General features: G+C 59.3%; 22 protein-coding genes. 8 read left to right on the top strand and 14 right to left on the bottom strand.

Going from position 1 to position 24,731, the window contains the following annotated elements:
- Positions 1-7: 7 nt before the first annotated feature.
- From ACO6TG_RS06050 to ACO6TG_RS06025, 6 genes are all read right to left on the bottom strand, one after another.
- Positions 8-649: a DUF3540 domain-containing protein gene (locus ACO6TG_RS06050; RefSeq protein ID WP_422377344.1), complete on the bottom strand. Its 642-nt coding sequence runs from the start codon at positions 647-649 to the stop codon at positions 8-10.
- A gap of 78 nt (positions 650-727) precedes the next feature.
- Entirely contained in the window at positions 728-1,093 is a 366-nt protein-coding gene (locus tag ACO6TG_RS06045; RefSeq protein ID WP_422377343.1) for a PAAR-like domain-containing protein, read from the bottom strand.
- A gap of 35 nt (positions 1,094-1,128) precedes the next feature.
- Positions 1,129-2,250: a pentapeptide repeat-containing protein gene (locus ACO6TG_RS06040; RefSeq protein WP_422377342.1), complete on the bottom strand. Its 1,122-nt coding sequence runs from the start codon at positions 2,248-2,250 to the stop codon at positions 1,129-1,131.
- On the bottom strand, positions 2,243-5,374 hold the full coding sequence (locus tag ACO6TG_RS06035; protein WP_422377341.1) for a DUF2169 domain-containing protein: 3,132 nt from the start codon (positions 5,372-5,374) through the stop codon (positions 2,243-2,245). The genes ACO6TG_RS06040 and ACO6TG_RS06035 overlap by 8 nt, the downstream gene beginning before the upstream one ends.
- Positions 5,375-5,466: 92 nt before the next feature.
- Positions 5,467-6,384, bottom strand: coding sequence for a hypothetical protein (locus ACO6TG_RS06030; protein WP_422377340.1), 918 nt, complete (start codon positions 6,382-6,384; stop codon positions 5,467-5,469).
- Positions 6,385-6,904: 520 nt separating this feature from the next.
- On the bottom strand, positions 6,905-8,461 hold the full coding sequence (locus ACO6TG_RS06025; protein WP_094071646.1) for a 2-isopropylmalate synthase: 1,557 nt from the start codon (positions 8,459-8,461) through the stop codon (positions 6,905-6,907).
- A 724-nt stretch (positions 8,462-9,185) separates the two neighbouring features.
- Here ACO6TG_RS06025 and ACO6TG_RS06020 point away from each other — a divergent pair.
- Entirely contained in the window at positions 9,186-11,159 is a 1,974-nt protein-coding gene (locus ACO6TG_RS06020; RefSeq protein WP_422377339.1) for an AAA family ATPase, read from the top strand.
- 87 nt (positions 11,160-11,246) lie between these two features.
- On the opposite strand, the gene ACO6TG_RS06015 is transcribed toward ACO6TG_RS06020, so the two are convergent.
- From ACO6TG_RS06015 to ACO6TG_RS06005, 3 genes are read right to left on the bottom strand one after another with little or no spacing between them, the layout of a single operon-like run.
- Positions 11,247-11,954 carry a DUF899 domain-containing protein gene (locus ACO6TG_RS06015; protein WP_422377338.1) on the bottom strand — a complete coding sequence of 236 codons (708 nt, stop codon included), beginning with the start codon at positions 11,952-11,954 and terminating at the stop codon, positions 11,247-11,249.
- 2 nt (positions 11,955-11,956) lie between these two features.
- Positions 11,957-12,469 carry an SRPBCC family protein gene (locus ACO6TG_RS06010; RefSeq protein ID WP_422377337.1) on the bottom strand — a complete coding sequence of 171 codons (513 nt, stop codon included), beginning with the start codon at positions 12,467-12,469 and terminating at the stop codon, positions 11,957-11,959.
- Positions 12,466-12,789 carry an ArsR/SmtB family transcription factor gene (locus ACO6TG_RS06005; protein WP_247646213.1) on the bottom strand — a complete coding sequence of 108 codons (324 nt, stop codon included), beginning with the start codon at positions 12,787-12,789 and terminating at the stop codon, positions 12,466-12,468. The genes ACO6TG_RS06010 and ACO6TG_RS06005 overlap by 4 nt, the downstream gene beginning before the upstream one ends.
- A gap of 147 nt (positions 12,790-12,936) precedes the next feature.
- On the opposite strand from ACO6TG_RS06005, the gene ACO6TG_RS06000 reads away from it, so the two are divergent.
- Both ACO6TG_RS06000 and ACO6TG_RS05995 read left to right on the top strand, forming a co-directional pair.
- Positions 12,937-13,587, top strand: coding sequence for a glutathione S-transferase family protein (locus ACO6TG_RS06000; RefSeq protein ID WP_422377336.1), 651 nt, complete (start codon positions 12,937-12,939; stop codon positions 13,585-13,587).
- 157 nt (positions 13,588-13,744) lie between these two features.
- Positions 13,745-14,644 carry a DMT family transporter gene (locus ACO6TG_RS05995; RefSeq protein ID WP_422377335.1) on the top strand — a complete coding sequence of 300 codons (900 nt, stop codon included), beginning with the start codon at positions 13,745-13,747 and terminating at the stop codon, positions 14,642-14,644.
- 20 nt (positions 14,645-14,664) lie between these two features.
- Here the strand turns inward: ACO6TG_RS05995 and ACO6TG_RS05990 are convergent, their stop codons facing one another.
- From ACO6TG_RS05990 to ACO6TG_RS05975, 4 genes are all read right to left on the bottom strand, one after another.
- Complete coding sequence (locus ACO6TG_RS05990; protein WP_094071642.1) at positions 14,665-15,576, bottom strand: PhzF family phenazine biosynthesis protein; 912 nt, start codon at positions 15,574-15,576, stop codon at positions 14,665-14,667.
- A 255-nt stretch (positions 15,577-15,831) separates the two neighbouring features.
- A complete protein-coding gene (locus ACO6TG_RS05985; protein WP_422377334.1) occupies positions 15,832-16,983 on the bottom strand; it encodes a GNAT family N-acetyltransferase in 1,152 nt (383 codons plus the stop codon).
- Between the two features lie 68 nt (positions 16,984-17,051).
- Entirely contained in the window at positions 17,052-17,978 is a 927-nt protein-coding gene (locus tag ACO6TG_RS05980; RefSeq protein ID WP_422377333.1) for a cobaltochelatase CobT-related protein, read from the bottom strand.
- 91 nt (positions 17,979-18,069) lie between these two features.
- Entirely contained in the window at positions 18,070-18,972 is a 903-nt protein-coding gene (locus ACO6TG_RS05975) for a pirin family protein (protein WP_422377332.1), read from the bottom strand.
- A 405-nt stretch (positions 18,973-19,377) separates the two neighbouring features.
- Here ACO6TG_RS05975 and ACO6TG_RS05970 point away from each other — a divergent pair, with 405 nt between their 5' ends.
- The 5 genes from ACO6TG_RS05970 (at position 19,378) to ACO6TG_RS05950 (ending at position 23,294) form a co-directional block, all read left to right on the top strand.
- On the top strand, positions 19,378-20,028 hold the full coding sequence (locus ACO6TG_RS05970; RefSeq protein WP_422377331.1) for a pyridoxamine 5'-phosphate oxidase family protein: 651 nt from the start codon (positions 19,378-19,380) through the stop codon (positions 20,026-20,028).
- Between the two features lie 161 nt (positions 20,029-20,189).
- Positions 20,190-21,113 carry an ABC transporter ATP-binding protein gene (locus ACO6TG_RS05965; protein ID WP_422377330.1) on the top strand — a complete coding sequence of 308 codons (924 nt, stop codon included), beginning with the start codon at positions 20,190-20,192 and terminating at the stop codon, positions 21,111-21,113.
- A gap of 6 nt (positions 21,114-21,119) precedes the next feature.
- Positions 21,120-21,593 (top strand): GNAT family N-acetyltransferase, encoded by a 474-nt coding sequence (locus tag ACO6TG_RS05960; protein ID WP_422377329.1) that lies wholly within the window; start codon positions 21,120-21,122, stop codon positions 21,591-21,593.
- Positions 21,594-21,607: 14 nt separating this feature from the next.
- A complete protein-coding gene (locus tag ACO6TG_RS05955; RefSeq protein ID WP_094071636.1) occupies positions 21,608-22,369 on the top strand; it encodes an ABC transporter permease in 762 nt (253 codons plus the stop codon).
- A gap of 28 nt (positions 22,370-22,397) precedes the next feature.
- Entirely contained in the window at positions 22,398-23,294 is an 897-nt protein-coding gene (locus ACO6TG_RS05950; protein WP_422377328.1) for a D-alanyl-D-alanine carboxypeptidase family protein, read from the top strand.
- Between the two features lie 6 nt (positions 23,295-23,300).
- Here ACO6TG_RS05950 and ACO6TG_RS05945 read toward each other — a convergent pair whose 3' ends face one another.
- Positions 23,301-24,458 (bottom strand): GGDEF domain-containing protein, encoded by a 1,158-nt coding sequence (locus ACO6TG_RS05945; protein WP_422377327.1) that lies wholly within the window; start codon positions 24,456-24,458, stop codon positions 23,301-23,303.
- Between the last annotated feature and the right edge of the window lie 273 nt (positions 24,459-24,731).

Here is a 24,731-nt window from a genome sequence, read left to right as displayed (position 1 = left end):
TGCAGCATCAGCCGATGCTGACACGTTCGGCATCAAGACGAACATCTTCCTTGGCGGTGATCAGAGACACGTCGCTGTTCTGCGTGGCGACACTGTCGATGTTCTGAACCAGAATACCGGCCTTGAGCGTCTCGGTTTCCTTGATCGCACTGCTGCGGCTCTGCGCGGTCGTGGTGATAGTGCGGGCATTGACCATCTTGTCGACATAAGTCTCAAGGGACCGGCTGAAATTGGTCACCAGCTGCTTGCCGGTCTGCATCAGGCTTTCGGTCAGGACGGTTAGCCGGCGGGCACTCACCTTCACGTCCGGAGCGGAGAGAGCCAGGCTGCCCTTGGTGGTCAGGGCGACATCCTTTGCACCCGTCACGCCGATTTCAGCCGTGACAGTGGCTTCCCGGGCCAGAACGGATAGCATGAAGGACTGCTCGGGGCCGCTATAGACCAGAACCGTGTCGCCAATGACGGGCGCCAGCAGGCAGCTTGTGGCCTGAACCGCATGGATCTGTTCGCCCGTGTCCAGCGTCACCATGGCTTCCACTTCTGTCAGGAGCGCCTTGACCGTCCCGGTCTGAAGTCCGGCGCTCGATGCTGGATCCTGCTGCGCCGTTCTTGCGACCGGTTCCGTCTGGCTCTGGGTCTTCAGGGTCATGAGCTGCTCGCTGTCTCGAAAGGGTGTGTCAAGTCTATCAGATTTCGGCGGAACCGAGAGGCCGTAGGTCCAGTTTGATCAACTCAGGCACAAGACCCGAATCTGTGACGGAGAAAGTGTCATTCCGACGGAATTTGGCGACAGGCCATTTTGAGCAGTCGGATCCATAAGCGAGCGGGTCGCGGGCATGCATTGGAAAAACAGTTTGAACGAGCCCAGGATGTTGCGGCTGTTGGAACACACCATGCCGGACGCGACACCGGGACCGGGACCACTGATGGTCACCGGGGCAATATTGGCCATGTTATGCACCGGCGTGCACATGACATAGGTGCGAAGGCACGTCGGAATTTCGGTCGCGCGCATACCCATGGACATCAGCGGCATCGGCATTGGACCAGCGGGCGTGGTTTGCAGGTAGACATCGGGGACCGAGAAATCCATGCCGGGCAGAGGTCCCTGCGTGTTCACGAAAGGCATTAATACTGTTCTCCTTTTGCCGGCGTCTCGCCCTCCAAGACGACCTGGTCTGTCCGGTACAATTCTGCAATCAGTCGTTCAGTGTCGGTGTCTATGCGGCTGCCTGATGTGCCGAGCATCACAGTTTGTTCGGTTTTGGCGCCGTGAAACTTGGTGTTGTAAAAACGGCTTGCAGACAGCGATGCACCGGACAGGTCCGCGTGTGAGAGTTCCGCCTGGGCAAGGTCGCATTCGTCAAAGAGCGCAGCCCGGCAATCGGCTTCCAGAAAGACGGCGGAGAACATCTGGGACCTGCTGAAACGGGCCGCGGACAGGCCCGCGCCGGCGAAATTCGCCAAAGACAACTGGCTTCCGGACAGGTCGACACCATCCAGCTTGCTGTTTGTGAAGCCGGTCGTGTTGGCCGTGATACCCTTCAGGCTGGCACCTTCAAAGTCACATTCGGCGAACACCGACGCTGTCAGGTTCGCACCGTCCATCCGGGTGCCCTTGAAAGCGCCCTTGTGGAATGTGCAATGCTGCCAGGACTGGCCGGCAAGATCGAGCCCCGACAGGTTGGCGTCCGCGAACAGGGCGATGTCGATATGCGCCCCGGTAATGTCGACCGGCCGCAGGTCGGCTTCACTCAGCATGAAATTCGACAGGGTCGCGTTGGCGAAACTGGCGCCCTTGATGTCCGGTGCAATCATCGCTGCCCGGTAAAAATGAGTGCCTGAAAAATCGGCGTTGGACAGGTTCGGCTGCGCGAAGGAAATCTCGGTGAAAGTGCTGCCCTCAAAGGCGCAGCCACTGGCATCGCCGCCCACGAGCTGAAGCCGTTCGACGTGAGTGTCCCGCAGCTGTGCTCCCGGCAGGTCGCAGCCGACAAGCTGGGTGTTGTAGAGATTGCAGCGGTTGAACGTTGCCGCATTCAGTCGACAGGAAACGATCTGGGCTTCGGACAGGTCGGCGCCTGAGAAGTCGCAGCCCGTGAGGTTGCAGTCGATGAAGCGGATGCCGCTGAGGTCCTCACCCGCGAAGGAGTGACCCGCCGCATCTCGCATCATGATCGGCTGTTCATGAGCATGAAAGGCCAGAACGTCTTCGCGCGATATCGGCTTTCTGTCTGGTTTGTCAGGCATGGCTCTGTTGCTCCATCAGGGTCAGTCCCAGATTTGCGCCGGTCAGATCGCAACCTGCCAGTTTGGTGTCCAGAAGGTTTGCTGCATAGAGATTGGCCGCCCGCATCGAACAATTCCGCAGATCCGCTCCGGTCAGTGCCGCCATGAACAGATTGGCGCCAAAGAAGTCGCTGCCCTGGAAATCGGATTTTCCGAACATCGAATTGCGAAAAGCGGCCAATCGGAAGTCGTTGCCATTCAGGTCACAGGCATTGAAGAAACAGGTGTCCCCTTTCGCCCGCAGGAAACAGCACTCCGCCATTTTCGCGGTGTTGAAGGAGCTTTCCTTTGCGTCGAGCCTGTCAAAACGGGCCCCGGTCAGATCGCAATTGCCCATGAAACCGACGGAAAGCCATTTGCCGTTCCGGCCGTCGGCTCCCGCAGCATTGACTTCCACAAAGCCGATCCGTTCCAGGTCGCTGCCGGTCAGGTCCATGCCCGTCATCGGCACCATGACAAACATGGTGCGAAGGATTTTGGAAGAGGACAGGCCAATACCATCGGCACTTCCGGACAGGAACTGGCAGTCGGTGATCCGGCTTTGCGTCAGTTTGACATTGTCCAGCGTCGTTTCGATGAAGCGAACCTTGTCCAATTCGACGTTACTGCCTGCAGTTCCGGAGAAATTGGCCTGAAAGATCATCAGATCAACGAGCCTGGCCCCGTCCAGACGCATGTTCTTGGCGCACACCCGGCTGAGATTGGCATGGGTCAGGTCGGCCTTGGTAAAATCCGTCCCGTCGAGCGTCGCACCGGTAAAGACGGCGCCGGTCAGGTCTGAACCGGCAAAGCTGGCGCCGGTCAGATCGGCTCTTTCAAAAAACGTGTCGGTCAGGTCCAGTCCGCTGAAATCAACGCCGCGCAGGTCTGCGCCGGCCAGGTCCGCACCCTGGAACGCGTGACCGGCCTTCAGCTTGTCCGCGATCAGGGCGCCGAGGCGCACCGGCACGCCTTCCGGCAGGGGATCAAGCGGAAAAAGTGGTGTTGGCGACTGGTGGCGTGCCATGGCCATGTTCTCGTCGACCGTGACGTCGGCTTCTTCAAGCCGGGCCATGGTCATGTCAACAGCCGCGGGAACCGCGTCAGACGGGGCTTGCCCGGCCGTGGGTTGCAAGGCTCCGGTATCGGCCTCGGCCGCCTTGCCCATCAGTGCGTCCAGCATGTCGTTGAACGTGTCTTTGGCCACCGGAAGCGATCCGGTCTGGCTCAGGGTCTGGTCCAGCTGTGTTTCCAGAGCACTCTTGTCGAGCCCGTCCAGGCTGGCGCCGGCCTTTTGAACGTCATCGGTGGCCTGGGTATCGGTGTCCAGCTGGTCGAGACCGGCAAGGTCCATATCACTGAGCGCCTGCCGGAGATCCGCCAGAATGCTGCCTTCCGGCTGGCGCAACGCGCGGGCCACCGCCTTGTCGTATGCCACCTCGATGTCATCCTGTGAGGCGCTTTGCGGTTCACCGAACAATTCGGCGAGGCCGTCTAGGGAAGGTTCGAGGCCGGTGGTTGCGTCCGCCCCCGCGTCACTGGCCGTCTCCCGCTGCGCTTTCAACGCGTTCAGCTGACTGCTGAGCTGGTTCAATCCGTCGGCAAGTTCCGGATCCAGTTCAACATCCGCATACCGCTGGACCAGGTCATCGTCGACAATCGGGTTTTCAAGATTGGCCGGCAGGCGTCCTGAAGGGGCGGCGGCAACAACGGCCCGCCGCTGCAGCTCGGCGCGCACCATTTCCCGGTCGCGTTTTTCCAGAAGCGCTTCTTCCACGGCCTTGACGTCGTCCAGCAGGGCGGCGACGTCCAGTTCACCGTTTTCCAGGTCTTCGCGGGTTGGCTGGGCAATCAGGGGAAGGTCGTCGGCAATTCCGGATTGCTGCTCAGGGAAGATGTCCTTGGGCAGGCCTTCGTCCTCGAGCATCTTGCCGATGGCCCAGTCCTGATTGTCCTTGAACTTCTGACGGTCGGCTGCCGCCTTGTCGAGCTTTGCCTGTTGCCGTCCGTTCCAGATGGCGGCATCAATTTCGGGCATCAGCTGATAATCGGCGAGTGCGTATTTGTGACCGTCTTCCTTGGACCGGCGTTTCCGGTGAATATCCGCGTAATAGGCGTGGTCGCGCGACGTCTGCCCGGTTTCTTCCACCGCGACCATGATCGAGGCGATGTCTTCTGCAAACCGGTCCTCGGCCCGAATGAGGCCGCGGAATGTCAGGACGGCCTTCTGCAGATTCGGGAACAAGGTGACAGTGTCGCAGTGCATGCCGGTTTCATGCAGCGAGCCGTCCTTTACCAGCTCGTAAAAACAGCGCGCCGTCAAATACGGCAGCTGACCGCCCACCGTTGTTTCTCCGCGTGACATACCGGAGATCGCAAAGCTTTCCCCCCCGTCGAAAAACGCGTCAAATCGCTGATCATGCGGCGCTTCGCAGTGATAAAGCGGGTTGAAGTCTTCGGGTTTCAGCGGTGAGACCTTGTCGATCCAGTGCTGGTCATAGGTGCCAAGCAAGGTAATCCGTGCCGGATCATCCGCTGCGATCGGACCAAAATGGACCGGCGTGGGGCGATCTTCTATGGACTTGATCAAACGCGCGGGGTTTTCAACGTTGGGAAGCGGGGCATCAAAGCCGGATTCCAGAAGTATGGAGGCTCCATATCCCTTGCCACGCGGATTATGGGCAAAGCCCTGACCACCGAAGGCCTGAATGTCGCCGATCGGCATTTTCAGGAACGGCGCTGGCCGGCTCATCTGGACGCCCTGGTCGGTCAGGCGCCAGTACCGGTCACCGAAAACAGCCAGCTTCTTTTGAAATGATCCGAACCGGGCGGTGACTTCGACACCCTCGACAGGGGCTTCCGTGGGCGAGAGCGCGCAGCCGGCGATGATCAGCTCAGCCTTCGGCTTGGCCTGCCCCTTGTCGAAGATGGCACCGTTTGGCATCTGCTCGGCGACCATCGGCCAAAGCGCCTGTTCGGTCAGGAACCGCTTCGGATCCGAAAAATCAAACAGGGCATGGGCGGAGACGGTGGTCAGGGCACCGTCCCAGGACAGCTCTGTCTGCTGGGCCACAGAGATCCGTGAGGGTTTTATGATTGCTGGCAAGCTGCTCTCTCACCGTGGTCTGTTTGTTTTTGGGCCAGCCGCAAACGCCCGGAGGCTTGACGGCAGGCCATGCATTATACGGGGAGACCGGTTCAGACGTAACAGCTGAGGTTGCCGAGCTTGACGTCACAGCCGAAGTTCTTGAGTTCCGCCTGGACGCTCTGGACATGCAGTTCCTTGCGCTTGGCTTCCAGCCGGGTCGCCTCGGCTTTCAGACCCTGCAGGCCGACCATGATCTCGTCCCATTCGGCAGAGCAATCGGTGGCACCGAACTTGGCCGTCAGTTTTTTCATGACGATGCCCTTCAGGTCGATCTGGGTGCCCTTCCAGTTAAGGGAGACCCAATCGGACATGAAGTTGAACTTGTCGAACTGCATGCGCACGCCGTAGACGGATTCCATCACGCCGCCGTAATAGGTGGTCATGTTGAAGCCGTAGATGCTGTTGAAGTCCCAGCCGAACTTGTGGGTTTCGTAGGAGTCCTTGTATTTGATCAGGTGCCACTTCTCATAAGTGTGTTTGGACTTGCCTTTGATGTCGCGGTCTTCTTCGTCGCACTCGACCTTCAGCTTCTTGGCGCAGGTCACCGTCATGTTGCCGGTTTCGGTCGTCAGGGCATAATTGTTCTGCACCGCGTGAGACATGTCCCCATTGACATCCATCGTATGGCTGCCGTTGGTTTTCTGGTGATAGTTCCCGGTTTCCAGGTACATGCGCTCGGCGGCCTTGACGAGGACACGCCCGTCGCAGGACATCATGATGCCCTCGGCACCGCCGGCGGCATTGGTATAGACGGAACTGTCATTGCCTTCGTCGGTGATATGTTGCGAGGGGAACAGGTCGCTCTGATGATTGTGATCAAAGACCCGTTTTTCGACGTCGGAATACTCTCCGAGCCGCAGGAAGGCACCGACATTGTCGGTTGAGGCGGAATTGCTGTTGGACGGAACGAGATAGAACATCGTCCGGCGGGCAGGGGGGGCATTGTGACCGTGGGGGCGTCGAGCCATGGGTATGTCTCCAAGTGTCTTTTTGTTCTGTTGGAACTTGTCAGCCCTGCAGCAGTCAATTCCTTGTTGGTCGGGTGCGGAAGGTCCGCGTCTTGCAAGCCGGCGCTTATGTCACAGAACCGCACCATGTCGTAGAGTGATAGTGCGGAAAGGGTTAAGGTCCGGTTCGCTTTCTGTGTGGCACCCGAGCCAGGGTCAGTACATATATCCTTCGTTTATTCGGCACATTTGCCGTGTGACCGATGCCCCATCGTCGTCACATGGCTGTAACATTGCACTTGATCACGCCATTGGTAAATTTCAAGAGGCTGAAAAATCCCGACCACAAAAAAATAGCCGTCGAAGAACTTTCCGGCTGCTGCCCCAGGGAATTCTGCGAAAGGGGCGAGGACGCGCAGCGATCCTCAAGGCCGTGTTTTCATGAGGTTCCCGGCCAAAGGAAAGCCCCTGCAGCACCTGCCTGAAAGGCATGGCTGCAGGGGCTGACGGTTCGTTAAGCCTGATTGGAGATTACAGGCGGTTAGACCGCCTGCAGGGCGCCCGGATTGCCGGTCTGCTGGCGCAGGGCCAGTTTGTTCATGGCCGAGACATAGGCACGGGCGGAGGCGACCAGCGTGTCGGTGTCCGCGCCCTTGCCGGTGGCGATCCGTCCTTCAGCTTCCAGGCGCACGGAGACTTCCGCCTGTGCGTCCGTGCCTTCAGTGACCGCGTGCACCTGGTAGAGCGACAGGGTCGCTTCATGCGGCACGATGCCCTTGATGGCGTTGAAGGTGGCATCGACCGGGCCGTCGCCCGTGGCTTCCTTGGTGATGTGCTGGCCGTTGACATCCATGGTCAGGATGGCTTTCTGCGGGCCGCCGGTGCCGGCAATCACGGTCAGCGCGATCACCTTGGTGCTTTCGCCCAGGATGTTGATCTCGTCCTCGACCAGCGCCTCGATGTCCTCGTCATAGACATGCTTCTTGCGGTCGGCCAGGTCCTTGAACCGGCGGAACGCATCCTGCAGGGCGTTGTCGCCCAGTTCGAAACCCAGTTCCTTCAGCTTGTCGCGGAAGGCATGGCGGCCGGAGTGCTTGCCCATGACCAGGGACGTGGCTTTCACGCCGACGTCTTCCGGGCGCATGATCTCGTAGGTCTCGGCATTTTTCAGCATGCCATCCTGGTGAATGCCGCTCTCGTGGGCAAAGGCGTTCTTGCCGACAATCGCCTTGTTGTACTGGACGGCGAAACCGGAGGCGCCGGCGACCATCTTGGACGCGCGCACCATGAATTGCGGATCGATCTGGGTGGCGTAGGGCAGAACGTCCGCGCGGGTGCGGATTGCCATGACGATCTCTTCCAGCGCCGCGTTGCCCGCCCGTTCGCCGAGGCCGTTGATGGTGCATTCGATCTGGCGCGCGCCGCCGGCGACGCCTGCCAGGGAGTTGGCAACCGCCAGGCCCAGGTCGTCATGGCAATGGACGGAGAAGATCGCCTTGTCGCTGTCCGGCACGCGTTCGCGGATCTGCTCGAACATGGCCTTGTATTCTTCCGGCGTCGCATAGCCGACGGTGTCCGGCAGGTTGATGGTGGTGGCGCCGCACTTGATGGCCGCTTCCACACAGCGGCACAGATAGTCGATCGGTGTGCGGGTCGCGTCCATGGCGGACCATTCGACATCGTCGATCAGGTTGCGCGAGCGGGTCACCGTGTCGGTGATGATCGACAACACTTCCTCTTCGGTCTTGTTCATCTGGAACTTCAGATGGATCGGAGAGGTCGACACGAATGTGTGGATGCGGCCTTTGCCGGCGTGCTTGACGGCTTCGCCGCATCGGTCGATGTCGGCGTGGATGGCGCGGGCCAGACCGGCAATCACAGAGTTTTTCGAGCGGCGGGCGATTTCGCTGACAGCTTCGAAGTCGCCGTTTGACGCGATCGGAAAGCCTGCTTCGATGATGTCGACGCCCATGTCGTCGAGAATTTCGGCAATCTGCAGCTTCTCTTCCAGCGTCATCGATGCGCCGGGCGATTGTTCGCCGTCACGCAAGGTGGTGTCGAAGATCCGGATCTGGTCCTTCTCGGAAGTGGTCGTCATGATGTTTCGTCCCTGGCTTGGATCGGCGCTTAAAGGCGGTGTTGGGCTGGCGGGCGCGATCCGATTGTCGTGATGCGGTTTTTGAAAAACTCTCCCCTAAGTGCCCGTTCCGCTGAAGATCACGCGGAGCAGCCGACGCTCAGGGGCATCTAAGAAGGAGGAGATCGCCAAGTAGGAGGAGGCCGCCGCGCTGGGTCAGCGCGATCGCAGAAGAACCGGAAATGTCGCGAGCCGCGATCATGGGTCTGCCTTGGGCCTTTGGTCGTCTTCAAACTGGTCGTCCGTCAAAGGTGGCGCAAAAGCGTGACCCGACGGTTAACGGGTTCTGTTCATAAGTCAGCTTGGAAAATGTTGCAACCGGCTTTTGCCGGGCTGTCCTCAGGCGATTTCGCGCAGCAATGAGATGTGACCCATGTGCAACGGTGTCTCTTTTTGGCATCTGGGACCAGTGTTGCCGGTTGATGCCGGCACGTCTGGCCGGTATGTAACCGCCATCCCGCGCCACCAATGCGGCGTAACGAGGAGACATGCATTGCTGGATTTAGACACCCTGCCGGGTCTGCGCTTCGCCGCCTTCCAGTCGCTGCCGTAAACACATTCCCATGTGCTGCGGTCGGGACAGGATCTGAGACGACCGTGCAACCCTCAAAACTGAAGAAACCGACTGGATTTCGCATCGGGTGAATGACCCCGGTGGCGATCCGATCTGGGTCATGGGACGATCATGAACGAATATCAATTGGTGAAAGCCATGCTGCTCCATGTGAGCCGCGGGCTTGCCGAAGAGGCCCCTTTGGCAAAAGCGCTGAAGGACTGGTGCCTCGACAATCTGGTCTGGCTTGACCTTGGCATTCGCAAGCGCGACGCCAAGAACTGGGGCAATTTGCAAAAAGTGCTGCAGGGCTGGCGACTGCCTGAAGCGCCGGCACCCTATGTCATGGAGATCGCCGACACGCTGACCGAACTTCTTGGGCTGGACACGGAAAACAGCACCTTGCTGGCCCTGCTGATCGGTTGCGACCGGCTGCCGAAACTGCAGAGCCTGTCGGAGGCGGTGACGGCCAAGGGCGTCGACCTGCCGGTCCTGCTGGCGGAGCTTTGCGGTGTCTCGCCGCACGAGGCCTTGCGCTTTGTCCGGCGCAGCCCGGTTTTCCGGCTTGGTTTGATCGGATTTGAGGTCTGCCGGTCCGGGGCGGTTGCCGTCGATATCAAGTGGACGCTTGAGAAACTGCTCGACCGGGCGCCGAGCCAGGGCGACGAATTTGTCGATGCCCTGATCGGTCCGCGTCATCAGACCAGCCTGTCTCTGCAGGACTTCGCCGAAGTCCCGGACGTGTCTTTCCTGGCAAGCCTGATCACCGGCGCCGTCAGGGAAGGCGCCAAGGGTGTCAACATTCTTGTCCACGGACCGCCTGGCACGGGCAAAACGGAACTCGCTCGCGTGCTCTGCGCTGCGGCGGAGCTGCGTCTCCATGCCGTTGGCGAGGTCGATGACGATGGCGAGGAACCGACGCGCTACGACCGGGTCAGTGCGCTCCTGTTGGCACAGCGCGTTCTGAAGGACAAAAAAGAGGCCGTGCTTCTGTTCGATGAAATGGAGGATTTCATCGGCGATGCCCAGCTAAGCCCGGGCGATTTCATGATGCGCCGGGACGGCAGCAAGGTGTTCATCAACCGGATGCTGGAAAACAACCCGGTTCCGGTCATCTGGACGACCAATGCCGTCGGCAACATGGATGACGCCATCCTGCGCCGGATGAGTTATGTGCTGAGGATGGACTATCCGACACGCAAAGCGCGCCGGCGCATCGCGGAGACGATCTGCAAGGACGAGCAGGTGGCCTTTTCGCAGGACATTGCGGCGCTTGTTGAAAGCGCTGAAGAGACGACCACGATCCTGCGCAACGCCGCAAGGGCGTCGAAGCTGGCCGGTCAGGACGGCAATGTCGAGCAGGCCGCCACTGCGCTGGTCAAGACGCTGCGCGGCGGTGTGCTGCCGAACAATAATGCTCAGGGCATCGACCTGGACCTCTTTAACACCGAGCCTTCGCTCAGCACGGTGCTGGACGGCATCGCCTCGTGTGGCCACAGCGATGTCTCGCTCCTGCTGAGCGGTCCCCCGGGAACCGGCAAAACGGCGTTCGCCCATCACTTTGCCGAGCGCCTGGACAAGCCGTTGCTGACGAAGCGGGCCTCGGATCTGCTGTCCAAGTGGGTTGGTGGAACCGAGCGCAACATCGCGGACGCTTTTGCCGACGCGCGCTATGAACAGGGGGTATTGTTCTTCGACGAGGCGGACAGCCTGATGTTCGACCGGGGCACGGCTCAGGCAAGTTGGGAGGCGGGGCAGGTCAATGAGCTGCTTTCCTGGCTCGACCGTCATGACCAGCCTGTTCTGGCCGCGACCAACTTTGCCGCCAAACTGGATGCGGCGACCCTGCGCCGGTTTGATTTCAAGCTGGAGCTGAAACCCCTGGAGCGGACCGGTCTTGCTTATGCGTTCCGCAAATTCTTCGGTTCAGAGGCGCCTGAGGAGGTTCTCTGCCTGCGCAATCTGACGCCGGGCGACTTTGCGGTGGTGAAAAAGCAGCTACGCTTCACGGCGGACCCTTCCGTTCGGGACATCGCGTCCGCCCTGGTGAGGGAAGCGCGATTGAAGCCGGAGACCGGGATGGCGATCGGTTTCCTGGGAAGCTGATCCACATGAGCGCATGGCCTCAAACCGGTTCTCCGGTGCATAAAAGTGAAAACCCCGGCTCTCGGCCGGGGTTTTCTTCATTGCCAGTCAGGCCTCCGCGTCATACCGGTCCCGCCGGCGCAACCAGGCCATGGGCCAGGGAAGACCGTCTTCGTGACGGCCCATCGGCGTCAGATCGAGCAGATTATAGGCCATGTTCAGGATGTCGAGACCGCGGCCATAGGTGGAATAGGAATGGGCAATGCGCCCGTCCTCCAGCTTCAAAAAAGTGCTGACGCCCGGCAGTTCCTCGGAAAAGGCGGCGCCCGTGTAGTTGTAGCCTTGGCCATTGCGGACTTCCTTGCCCGGGAAGGTGACGCCGAAATCGGTGCTGAAGTCGTTTCCGGCGGTCGACACCCAGTCAAAACTCCATCCCATGCGCTTCTTGTAGGCGTCCAGTTTGGATAGCGGGGCATTCGATGTGGCGACCAGGGCCGTGTCACGGGCTGCCAGGTGAATATCCAGCGTGTCGTAATTGTCCGCCCAGAAGGAACAGCTCGGACAGCCTTCTTCCCAGTCCTCGCCAAACATGAAGTGATAGACGATCAGCTGCCTGCTCGGACCGAACAGGTCGGAGAGTGTCTTCTTGCCCTCCGGTGTCTCGAAGACATAGTTCTTGTCGATGATGACCATCGGCAGGTCGCGGCGGGCCGCGGAAAGGGCATCGCGCTCCTTGGTAAATTCCTTTTCCCTGGACAGGAGTTTCCTGCGGGCCTCCAGCCATTCGGCCCGGCTGACAATCTGCGGTGCGGACATTTTCATTCTCCCGGTTCGCGTTCCAGTTCCATGACAAAATCGGCAAGCCGCTCGAAACAGCCGTTCCAGCCGGCACCGACACCATGGCGGGCGTCTTCGGTCTTGATGGCCTCATGGCACAGCCTGACTTCGGTGGCTTTGCCTGCGGCTGTAAAGGTCACAGCCACTTTGGATGTGTCGGTGGTTTCGCGGGTTCCGTCGGCAAACTCCTTCACGTGCCGCCAGCTGAACTCCAGGCGGCTGGGCGGGTCGATGACCAGATATTCGCCCTCGAAATGGATCTGTTTTTCATCGGACCGGTCGATCACGAAGCACCATTTGCCGCCCACCTTGAGGTCGATCTGGACCTCTTCCAGGCTGCCGGACTTCGGAATGAACCAGCTGCAGACGTCACGCGGATCGGTGAAGGCCCTGAAGACACGTTCCGGTGCAGCCCTGAACAGGCCCTCAATGATGATCGGGTCTCGGCCCGGTGCCGATTTCAGGTATTCCCTGGAAGGCTGATCTGCGGTCATGATTGCGTGTCCTCCTTGGCAAGATGACGGGCGAGCGCATCGAAGCGGTCGATCCAGAAACTCTCATATTTGCTGAGCCAGTCGACAGCTTCCTTGATTGGAGCGCCGCGCAGCCGGCAGTGACGGGTTCGACCGCGCTTCTCGATATCGACCAGTCCGGCATCCGACAACACCCGCAGATGCTTGGAAACCGCCGTCAACGACATGTCGAACGGTGCCGCCAATTCCGACAAGGGTGTCTCACCATCTGCCAGGCGGGCAACAATCGCCCGCCGCGTGCCGTCGCTGAGAGCTGCAAATGTGGCGTCGAGTTGGGGCATGTGCGTCACAGTCATAAAGTGAACCTTTTGGTTGACTATCATCTCATTCCATTATAGTCAACCATTAGGTTGAGTAAAGGGCTGGTCCGTGGTCCGGGCTCATCCGGCCGCAGGAAAGCTGCGGAAACCAATCGAGGAGTTGTACCGATGAAGCTTTACGTTACCGATCTGTCGCCCAACAGCCGCCGTGTCCTGGCCGCTTTGGGTCACCTTGGTTTCAAGGGAGAAACTGAGATCCAGAAATTCGACATCCTCAATGGCGAGCAGCGCACCGAGGCCTTTCGGGCGGTCAACCCGAACCTGAAAGTGCCGGCTTTGACAGATGGCGACCTTAATCTCTGGGAAGCCAATCCGATCATGATCTATCTGGCAGACAAGGCCGGCGCAGACAGCTTCTGTCCGTCAGATCCGCGCGGGCGCATAGAGGTCCTGCGCTGGATGTCCTGGGAAGTGCAGCATTACAACCGTGCCCTGGGGGACATCGTCTGGGAAACCGTGGCCAAGCCGGCATTCGGCATGGGCGCGCCGGACCAGGAGAAGATTGACGCTGCGCTCGAGAATTACCACCGCTTTGCCGCTGTGCTGAACGACCATCTCGCGGGCCGCGATTTCATTCTCGGGGAGAACGTGACGGTGGCGGATTTTGCGGTCGGCGCGGTCTCTGCGCTCGCGCTGCATCCTCAGTCACAGGTGCCACTGGACGACTACCCGCATGTCAAGGCCTGGTATCTGCGGCTAGAGGGCGTTCCGGCCTGGCAGGCCACCGCACCAAGAGCACCGGCAGAAGCTGCCGAGTGATATTATGAGAGGTGGCGGCCTGCGTGGCCGCCACCGCACGTCAGGAATACAGCTGCCGGCACCTCGCAAAATCCATCGGGTCCTGGTCTTTGCGCGTCGAAACCGCCGGTCCTGCCTGCTTTCTTATCCAAGCGGCTCCGGCTAAGCTGAGCCGGCAATGAAAAAATACTATTTCGTAGCGTTATCCTTCGGTGTACTAGCTGCGGTCCTGATGGGGCTGAATTCCGTTTTTGTCCGGTTTCTGACAACCGACATGCATGGACTTCAGATCGCAGTGGTTCGGCTCTGGGTCGCCTGCAGCGTGATTTTCATGCTGCTCCGCCTGAAAGGTCACAAGCTGGACCTGTTTCCTTATGACCGCTACCAGTGTCTGGCGATCTTCGGGTTCACGCTGAACTACATCACCTTCCACATAGGTCTTGAGAAAACCAGCGCCACAAATGCGATGGTGATCGAGAACACCGCACCGGTTTTTGTGCTGCTCTTTTTGGTGGCCGCCGGGCTGGAGCGGGTTCGCTGGACGGACGGGCTTGCAATTGTCATGGCGCTTTTCGGGGTCTACCTGACCGTTCGGCACGACTTCGACCTGGATACCGGCAACCGGGCCGGCGACCTGTTGGAGCTGGGCGCAGGGGTCAGCTGGGCCCTGTTCATCGTGGGCAGCGCCGCGGCTGTCAAGAAAACGCAAACGACCCTGGATCGAATGGCCGTTCTCTTGAAGATCCTGTTGCCCTGTGCGGTTGTGCTGACGCCGACCTTCCTGTTTTACCCGCTTTCGGTCACCGCCGTCGATGTGTCCGTGCTGCTTGCACTTGGCGTCTTCTCGACCGCGCTCGGCTACTATTTCTGGTATGAGGCCATGGCAACGGTGTCGACCGTGATGGCCTCCCTGCTGGTTGTCCTGTCGGTCGTCTTTACGTTCCTTGCAGCCTTTTTTGTCCTGGGTGAACAGGTCACTCTGGACATGCTGACGGGGGCCGCGCTGATCATCGCGGCGGTCATCCTGCCAAGTCTAGCAGATGCTTTATTCGCGAAACGGGATCGTCAGGAGATCTGACCCCCCCCCCCCCGGAAATTCTACAGAAAGAGCTCGCCTCGAGCCACCAGCGTGGCCTGGCCGCCGATCCTGACGGCATGCATGCCGCCGTTTTCAATGTCGATTTCCAGATCGATCAGCGACGGGCGCCCCATTTCAAAGCCTTGCTCAATGCGGATGTGATGGGTGCCGTTGGGCAGGTCGTCATAATAGTCGACCACGCCGGCAAAGGCGGCTGCGGCCGAGCCTGTTGCCGGATCTTCCGGAATGCCCATGTCGGGCGCGAACAGGCGGGCGTGGAAGGCGCTGTCGTGGGAGCGTGTTTCCCGGCAATAGACATAGGCGTCGGTGTGGCCGTTCTTGCCAAAGCCGGCTTTCCACATGGACGGCACGGGCTTGGCCCTGGCAAGGGCGTCCAGATCGCGCACCGGCACGAAGGTGAAGGGCGGTCCAACCTGGAAGCGGGAGGGAGCATGGTTCTCGAAACCGATATCGCTCGGTTCCAGGTTCAGCGCGGCAGCGATCAGTTCGGCATTGTGGGTCGGTCCTGCCGGCTCGGGCAGTTGCGGAACGTCGAACTCGGCGAAGGCGGCCGCGTTTTCGCGTAGAATGACCGCGCAGCGCACGGTGCCGATCTGCTGCCGAAGCACAACTACGGCGTCCTGTTCTCCGGCGATGTCTCCAAAGCGCTCCTTGGCCATCAAGATGGCGGTTCCGACGGTCGGATGGCCGGCAAAGGGCAGCTCCATCTTGGGCGTGAAGATGCGCATGTTGGCCGAGTGGCCCGGATTTTCGGGCGGAAACACGAACACGGTTTCGGAGAGGTTGAACTCGCCGGCGATCTTCTGCATTTGCTCGTCGCTAAGGCCTTCCGAATCCAGAACCACAGCCAAGGGATTGCCGGCCAGGCTTGTGTTGGTGAAGACATCCAGGATCGCGTAGCGACGGCTCATGTATCGTATCTCCCTAGAGCAGCGACCGCTCAACCGGAATGGGAAGAGAGGCCAAAAGCTGGTTGCTTCTAACGTGTTCGAACATCCGGCCGGAGCAAATCACCTGGGCTCTGTGACATGTGATGAGCGCTTGAGCTGGCGACCGACTCCATCAAATTGAGCGGACTTTTGCATGTTAATGCACGTCCTTCCAGTGCTAAGTGCGTCAAGATGGTGAACAAATTCTTGCAGGAGCGTAGCTGGAATTCAGCGCAGCTACGGCAGCAAATAGTCCCCGACAGCCTTGGCATAAGACACAATTGCCGGGTCCTGCAGGTCTTCGCGGCAGCGAATGATGCGCATGTCCGCAAGCTCCTGCTCTCGCGATGCTGCGGAAAAACGCAGGATCGCGTCGCGCAACTGCTCGGCCGGCATGGCCACTTCCAGAACCTGTCCCACGGAAATGCGCGGGCCGTCGAAGGTGATCAACAGATCCCTTGCCGCAACGTCCGCCGGTTTAAGGCCAGTCTCTTCTTCCAGTTCCCTGTAGATGGCGCCGACGACATCCACCTTGCCGTTCGGCAACAGGTCTGTCGGGTCGAGATTGCCGCCGGGTGGATAGATTAATCCGCCAGTGGCTGTGCGGTCGGACATGACGCCATAAAGCAGGGCGCCATCTTCGGAGCGCAATATGGCTGATCCGAAGAGGTTGAAGGCAGACGCGTCCGGAGCGCCCCAGTCCCGCCAGGCGAGATGCGCAGCAAAAGAACTTTCTTTGCAGGTCCCCTGAAAGACACCGGCTTCAAACCGGTAGCCGGTCAGTTTCAAGGTGCGCCCATTCCACAGCAAAGCAATGCGTTTTCTGGCCTCTTCGAAATACTCTTGGATTTCCCGCTCGTGAGCGCTTTCGAACGCCCATGGCTCTGGAGACACGGATATGTCCAGTTTACTGATCTTTTGCACGCTGGCAGGCAGGATCTTCTCCATCATCGGAATGTCCTTGCCCGGCGACATTTCGCTTGGGCGCGTCGCGACCGTTCTGAAGCCGCGCTGTTCATAAAAGGACCCGGCATGGGCATCGGATTCCAGGTAAAGACGTGGCAGGCCCATTTCCCGTGCACGATCTTCGGCTCGGGTCAGCAACAGGCCGCCGATCCCGTGTCCCTGGGCTTCTGGCGCGACAAACAGGAAGTCGATTAGCAGGGTGTCGTCTCCTTGCTGGGTCACGCCGGAGAAGGCGATGGGCACACCGTCTTTTTCGGCAACTGTCACGGTGAGAGATCGGATGGTCGCCTCGGCGATACTCCAGTGGTCGCGAAATTCCGCCATCAAGTGCGGCGGGTAACCCCAAGACGCTTTCGCGCGGTGGAGAATGTCGGTGAGAGCCGGGGCGTCGGAAAGTTTGGCGGGGCGGAGTTTCAGGGGCATGGATGGTCAGCTATAAAAGTGAAGTGAGTTTGGAGCCAGAGTGTGAGGTTTGTGTGACTCTGCCGGGTTTACCGCTGAAGGGGGACGACCAGGGGCGGAAAAACCGATCGTAGAAAATCCGGCACCTTTTCGGCAATGTCCTCAAGGTCGTCCACGGTGATATTTGCCGGGTAGAAGGAAGAGACATCGTGTCGGATGCCGACGCCAGCCAGCCGAAATACGGGATCGGCGGAGATCTGCTCCAGTGTTTCCAACAGGTGATCGTAGAGACAGTCGCCGGGATTGGCGAGCAGTGTGGCGTCGTCCACAGGGGCGCCGTCGGACACCGCGATGATCACTTTTTCACGGGCCTGCAGCTTATCGAGCCTGCCTTTGGCCCACTGGAGAGCCTCTCCATCGACGTTTTCTTTCAAAAGAGGTTTGTTGAGCAGGTGCCGCACCTCAAAGGGGGCCCCTCTTTCGGGCGCTGAAGCCGACTTATAGACAATGTGCAAGAGGTCGTTCAGACGTCCCGGATTTCTGGGGCAGTTTCGCTGCCTCCATTTAAGCCGCGAGTAGCCTCCCTTCCATTGGCTGGTTGTGAAACCCAGTATCTCGTGCTTCACGCCGGCGCCGCTCAAATAGTCTGCCAGGCACTCGACTAAAAAACAGGACATCATCGCGGGCAAGCCCTTGAGGGAGCCCGAATGATCTATCAGGATTGACGTGATCGTGTCGCTGGCTTGCGGAAACGGCTCCGATCTTGTCTGTTTTCCAAGATCATAGAAATCCAGCTTGTTTCGAAAAGGCCGCGTCAGAGCGTCATAAACTTCAAGCTCCTGCTTCCACGCGCGTTTTTCTTCCTTCGGCAAGTCCTCCGTGAGCTGTTTTCCCGTTTTCTCGACATCGAATTCTCTGGTGAAGACTTTGTAGGGGCTGCTCTTTTCGGCGTCTTTTTCCCTGGGTCTAAAAATCTTTTTCCAAAACACGGTGACCGCCAGATCGTAGGACTTCAAACCCGGTTCTTCTAAAGGGGTTCAGCGGGCGGTTCAATGTGTCGGGCATTGCAGCCTCTGGAAGGTGTTTGCAACTTGGCCGAAAAATGTACTAGCGGATGAAAGTCCCGTTCTGCAACTCGGTCACGGCCTGGATCAGCTCCTGGCGGGTGTTCATGACGATCGGACCGTGCCAGGCGACCGGCTCCTTGATCGGGGCGCCCGACACCAGCAGGAAACGAATGCCGTGGTCGCCTGCCTGGACCACGATCTCGTCGCCTGTGCCGAAAATCACCAGCGTGCGGTTGCCGGTTTCGTCCCGGATCTTCAGTTCCTCACCGCCGAATTCCTTTTCGGTCAGGACACCGAACGGATCGGACGCGCCCTCGAACGTACCGGAGCCTTCAAAGACATAGGCAAAGGTCTGTTTGTAGGTGTCGACCTTGAACCGCTTTTTCCGGCCCGCAGGCACATGGATGTCGAGATATTGCGGATCGGCGGCAATGCCGTCCACCGGACCGCTTTTGCCCCAGAAACTGCCGCAGATGATCCGGGCCGAAGATCCGTCATCGTCGACGACAACAGGAATGTCCTTTGCGGTGACGTCCTGGTAGCGCGGTTCGGTCATTTTCAGGGAGGAAGGCAGGTTGGCCCAGAGCTGGAAGCCGTGCATGCGGCCCTTGTCGTCGCCCTTGGGCATTTCCTGGTGCATGATGCCGCGTCCGGCGGTCATCCATTGGACGTCCCCGGCACCGAGATTGCCCGTGTTGCCCAGGCTGTCGCCGTGTTCCACCGTTCCGGCAAGTACATAGGTGATGGTCTCGATGCCCCGGTGCGGGTGCCATGGAAAACCCTTCAGGTAGTCTTCGGGGCGGTCATTGCGGAAATCGTCCAGCAGCAGGAACGGATCCAGCATTTCCGGGTCCTGGAAACCGAAGACGCGGTCAAGCCGGACGCCGGCACCTTCCAGCGTCGGTTGTGTGGAGCCGATATGTGTGACGGGGCGGATCGACATGGTTTTTCCTTCAGAGGATTTCCGTTTGGACCTGAAGATAGAGGTGTTTCACCGGAAACCCAGCGCAGCGCGAAAGACGCAGTGTTCAGACAACGGAAACAATGGTGACGTCTTGAAAAGGTGGGTTTGGCACTGCGCAGCTATCTCTCAGCGCCGGCGACAAGCCATGACGCTGGCTGCTTGCGCCGGGCCTGCGCTCAGTGACCGAAGACCGGAAGGATTTCGTTCCTTCAAGCCAGTGTCCTGCCTTGCGATGAGGTGCGTACCTCAGTATGCTTTGTCCAGCCGGCCGACAGGGTCGAGCGCCGCGTATGCGCTTGGCAAACGGTGGTGGGGCAACACAGGACCGGCAGGATCTCCTTGCAAGGTCATTCTATCAGGCCGCTGGATCAATGGGAGGAAGTCATGGTGGTTTCGAAGTTAGACCCGGACTTTGTCATTCAGGATGAAGCCGCTCTTCGCAAACTGTTTCCGCCGACGCATGATCTTGCCATCAAGAAGTGCCTGACTTCGGTCGACAAGTACTCCCGGGACTTTATTGCCCGGTCTCCGTTTCTGTGTCTGGGCACGCAGAACCGTTCGGGCAAGGCCGATGTCAGTCCGCGTGGTGACCTGCCCGGATTTGTGAAGGTTCTTGACGCGCAAACGCTCGCCATACCTGACCGGCCAGGCAACAATCGGCTCGACAGTCTGAGCAACATTCTGGAAAACCCGTCAACTGGCCTCTTGTTCCTTATACCGGGGTTCGATGACACCTTGCGGATAAACGGTCAGGCGCAGCTTGTTCGGGACCCTTGGCTGCTCGAGGGCCTGAGTGTCGATGGTCGCCCGCCAAGACTTGCCATTCTGGTCAAGGTGGAAACGGTTTTCATGCATTGCGCCAAGGCGTTCCGCCGCTCCCGCCTTTGGGATCCAGATCAGTTCCAGAACAGAAAGGAGATGCCGTCGCTGATTGAGATCATCCATGAACAGACGACCGGCGAGAAAGGTGACAGCCAGGACATGACAAGGCGGTCGGAGGCGCTGGAAGAGGACTATAAACGCACTCTCTACTAAGTGCGCGGAGCAGATGCGTGGTCTGTCGATCACGTGGTGCGATCTCCAGATCAGCGGACGGTTCCCGGTCACCTTGCATCTTGCGACTGAACCGCCCACATGCGAGGGTGCCCGCCTGTTTGGCCAATCGGTCAAAATCCTTTTTCTAGCCGGTTTGAAACATGTCTCCGATTTTGTCCGTTCGCGATCTTGAAAAGACCTATGACGGTGGCTTCCAGGCACTCAAGTCGGTGTCCCTGGATATCAAGAAAGGTGAAGTGTTTGCGCTTCTCGGTCCCAACGGTGCCGGCAAGACGACCCTGATCAGCACGATTTGCGGACTTGTGAAGCCGACATCGGGAAGCATCACGGTCGGGGGGCATGATGCGCTGAAGGACTACCGGGCGGCCCGCCAGCTGATCGGCCTTGTGCCGCAGGAGATGCCGACGGCGCCTTTCGAAATGGTCGGCGATACCGTTGCCTTCAGTCGCGGTCTGTTCGGCCTTCCACCCAACCGGAACCTTGTGGAAACGATCCTGAAGGACCTGACGCTCTGGGACAAGCGCGACAATCCGATCATGGCGCTGTCCGGCGGCATGAAACGCAGGTTGCTGGTCGCCAAGGCGTTGGCGCATGAACCGCAGATCCTGTTCCTGGACGAGCCGACGGCCGGTGTCGACGTGGAGCTGCGACATGACATGTGGCGCATTGTCGAAGAGCTGAAGGCCAAGGGCGTCACCATCATTCTGACGACCCATTACATCGAGGAAGCCGAGGAAATGGCCGACAGGGTCGGCGTCATCAACAAGGGTGAAATCATTCTGGTGGAGGACAAGGCGGAACTGATGCGCAAGCTCGGCCGCAAGCTCCTGACCCTCAGTCTGAACGAGCCGATCACCGTGATCCCGAACGAACTTTCGCACTATGATCTGAGCCTGGAAGACGATGGACACAGTCTGGTCTATACCTATGACAGCCAGGCAGACAGAACGGGCATTACCGCGTTGCTGACGGATCTTGCCAAGTCGGGCGTTCGTTTTCAGGACCTGCAGACGGACCAGTCGTCGCTGGAAGACATTTTCGTGGACCTGGTCAGGCAAGGGTAGGGGGTGATGACGGGCGGCTATTCCATTCGCAGAGCGAGACTGGACGATCGTGACGCACTCACGGATCTGTGCATGCGCTCCAAGCAGTCCAACGGCTATGACGATGCCTTCATGGCGATGTGTGCGGAAGAGCTGCGGGTCCGTGACAGCTGGATCCTCGACAATGATTTCTGGCTGGCGGAAGCGAGCGACGGCAGGCCTGTCGGCTGTATCCGGCTTTCGGTGGAAGAGGATGGCGTCACAGGGGAGCTTGAGACCTGCTTTGTCGATCCGGACTGGCAGGGACGCCAGGTCGGGCGCCGCCTGTTCGACACGCTTCACAGGCGCGCCAGGGACCTCAAACTGGTTACGGTTGCTCTGGACGGAGATCCTTATGCCGAGCCATTTTATGCCCGGTTGGGCTTTCAAACGACTGGCCGGACACCGTCCGGCTCAATTCCCGGGCGCACATTGCCCCGGATGGAACTGAGACTGGGCTGAGGGCAACGGGGCGGATGAATTTCGAAGCGGTCAAATCCATTTATATCGCGGAAATGGCGCGCACCAGGCGCACTATCATGCAGAGCATCATCTCGCCGGTGATTTCGACGGTGCTCTATTTCGTGGTGTTCGGCGCCGCCATCGGCTCGCGCATCTCCGAAGTCGACGGGGTCAGCTACGGCGCGTTCATCGTGCCCGGCCTGATCATGCTGTCCCTGATGACCCAGAGCCTGTCCAACGCGTCCTTCGGCATCTATTTTCCGCGCTTCACCGGCACGATCTTCGAGGTGCTGTCGGCCCCGGTTTCCTTCCTGGAAATCACTGTTGCCTATGTGGGGGCTGCGGCGACCAAGTCCGTCCTGGTCGGCCTGATCATCCTGATCACCGCCAACTTCTTCGTGCCGATCGAGATCCAGCATCCCTTCTGGATGGTGACCTTCTTCATGCTGACCGCGATCACCTTTGCGCTGCTCGGATTCATCATCGGCATCTGGGCCGACAATTTTGAAAAACTGCAATTTGTGCCGCTGTTGATCGTGACACCACTGGCCTTTCTGGGCGGCAGCTTCTATTCCATCAACATGCTGCCGGAGTTCTGGCAAAAGGTCACGCTGATCAATCCTGTGGTCTATCTGATCTCCGGTTTTCGCTGGAGCTTCTATGGCCAGGCGGATGTCAGCCTTTGGCTGTCGCTGCTGGCAACAATGATCTTTCTCGGCGGTTCGCTGGCCGTCGTGCACTGGATTTTCAAGACCGGTTACCGCCTGAAACCTTGAGGTCGGCCGGCCAGGAAACGGGTTTGGTATGAGTCGCATCAATGTTTTGAAACGCGCTTTTGTCATTGGTCTTGCCGCGCTGCTGGCGGCTTGTCAGACGGCTCAAGGACCAGCCACTTCCACGGCCCCGGTCCCGGCGACCGCGACACCAGCGGTTCAAACGGCTTCGCTTCCGACACTCAGCTACACACCGGCCACTGCGGTTGAACGCGGCTTCTCGGCGCTTGTTCTGAATGCGTCGACAGGCGAGGAGCTCTATGCCGTCGAAGCTGACGCACCTCGCTTTCCGGCGTCTCTGACCAAGATGATGACGCTTTACCTGTTGTTCGAGGCCGTCAGCACCGGGCGTTATGCCCTGTCTTCGCCGCTGAAGGTCTCGGCCAAGGCAGCGGCAGAGCCTCCTGCCAAGATCGGTCTCAAGGCCGGATCGACCATCACGGTGGAACAGGCGGCCCGGGCGCTGGCGGTGAAATCGGCCAATGACGTGGCCCTTGTCGTGGCGGAAAACCTTGCAGGCAGCGAAGCGGCCTTTGCGCGCCAGATGACGTCGAAGGCCAGGGCGCTGGGCCTGTCAAAAACACGCTTCGTCAACGCAACCGGTTTGCCTGATACGTCTCAGGTGACGTCTGCCCGGGACATGGCCAAGCTCGGCATGGCCTTGAAAAGCCGGTTTCCGCAATATGGCAGCTATTACCGGGCAAAGTCCTTCTCCTACAATGGCCGTTCCTTCCGCGCGACCAACAATCTGATCGGCAAGGTCTCCGGCGTCGACGGTCTGAAGACCGGCTATATCCGCATGTCCGGCTACAATCTGGTGGCGACCGCAAATCGCGGTGGCAAGCGCCTGATCGTGGTCGTGATTGGCGGCCAGAGCGAGGCTGCACGTGACAGGGAAGTTACCCGGCTGATCGAAGCCTATTCCTGAGAAATGTCAGGTGGCTTCGGGCGCGGGATCCGCAAAGGAGACCCGGTTGCGGCCGGCTTTTTTCGACTTGTAGAGCCCTTTGTCGACCGTCTGCAGAATGTCGGTGGAGGCAAGGGCTTCACCGTCGCCATGGTAGATCCCGGCAGACGCGGTCAATCGGAAATCCTCCGGCGCAAATTCGAAGCGCAGTCCTGAAATGCATTCGCGCAGCCGGTTGGCGATCTTGTAGGCATTGTCGCGTGAAACGCTCGGCAGCAGGACCGCGAATTCCTCACCGCCGAGCCTGGCAAAACAATCGTTCTGACGAAGCTGGGCCTTCACGGCGGAGGTGATCCTGACCAGTGCCTCGTCGCCGGCGACATGGCCATAGCGATCGTTGACTTCCTTGAAATGGTCGAGATCGAAATGGATCAGGCCGAAATCCTCTTCAGGGCTGCCTTGAAGGATGTCCTCCAGCCGCGCCTGAAACTCGCGCCGGTTGAAGGCGCCTGTGAGCGGATCACGGCGGGCGGCTTCCTTGTGTCCGCGGGCGATCAACTCAAAGGACAGGGCCAGGGAAAACGCACCGGTAAGCGATACGAAGACCAGAGCGCTCATCAGATGGATGTCAAGGGTCATGTCGTTGAGCATTCCGGGTCCCTGAGGTCCGCCGGAAAAAAGGCCGAGCACCGTGCGCAGCACGCCTTCGGCTCCCAGGAAGAAGAATGCCAGGATCAGTCCGACCGGCGACAGCAACCCCCGGAACGGGGCTCTTGCATAAGCCGTGATGGTGAGCAGCGCAAGAATGGTGAAGACCACGTTCGACGCAATATAGGCGAGGGTGTAGTCGGACAGCAGGAAGGCCGTGGAGGCGACGAGAAGGTAGGCAGAAGTCGGCGCGGCGACATTACTGATCCGGCTGGGAAGTTGCGCGATCTGGCGCGCGGCATGCCAGTGACAGCCGAACCCGAGCAACAGGAGCGCGTTGGGAAGAAGATAGGCCGCCAGGATCGGCAGGTGGTCGTCCAATGCGAAACACAGGAGCGCAAGGGCCAGAAGGGCGTTGGCGGCAGACCAGCTCAGAAAATGAGCGCGTGGCGAGACCTGAAAGGACATCGCCAGGAAGGTGATGGCAAAGATCGACAGCAAAAGCACGTTGGCCGAGAAGAGCGTCGATGCATCCATCAATAGGTCTCCGGTCTTGAGTCGAATGAATTGCGTTTGCTTACGTTACGGCAAAAAATCTTGAGATCCGGTTAGTGTATGCGGAAAAACTTTCGAGAATTGAGGTACTTGGGTGGCAATTTTCATTTAAATGCCTCGTAAATTTTATCCTTGCTGCTATTGCGTTTGTTCGTTTTTCGAGGCCCTTTCAGCGTTGATCCGGCATGGGGCACAGCCACCATGCAACCAGGCTGCACCAGTGGAAGTGGCAGGGAGCAGACTGACGCTTCGGAA

This window comes from Roseibium sp., assembly GCF_965233565.1.
Lineage (GTDB): Bacteria > Pseudomonadota > Alphaproteobacteria > Rhizobiales > Stappiaceae > Roseibium.
Note: the sequence above shows the minus strand (reverse complement) of the source record. Positions and strands in the feature narration are given on the sequence as shown.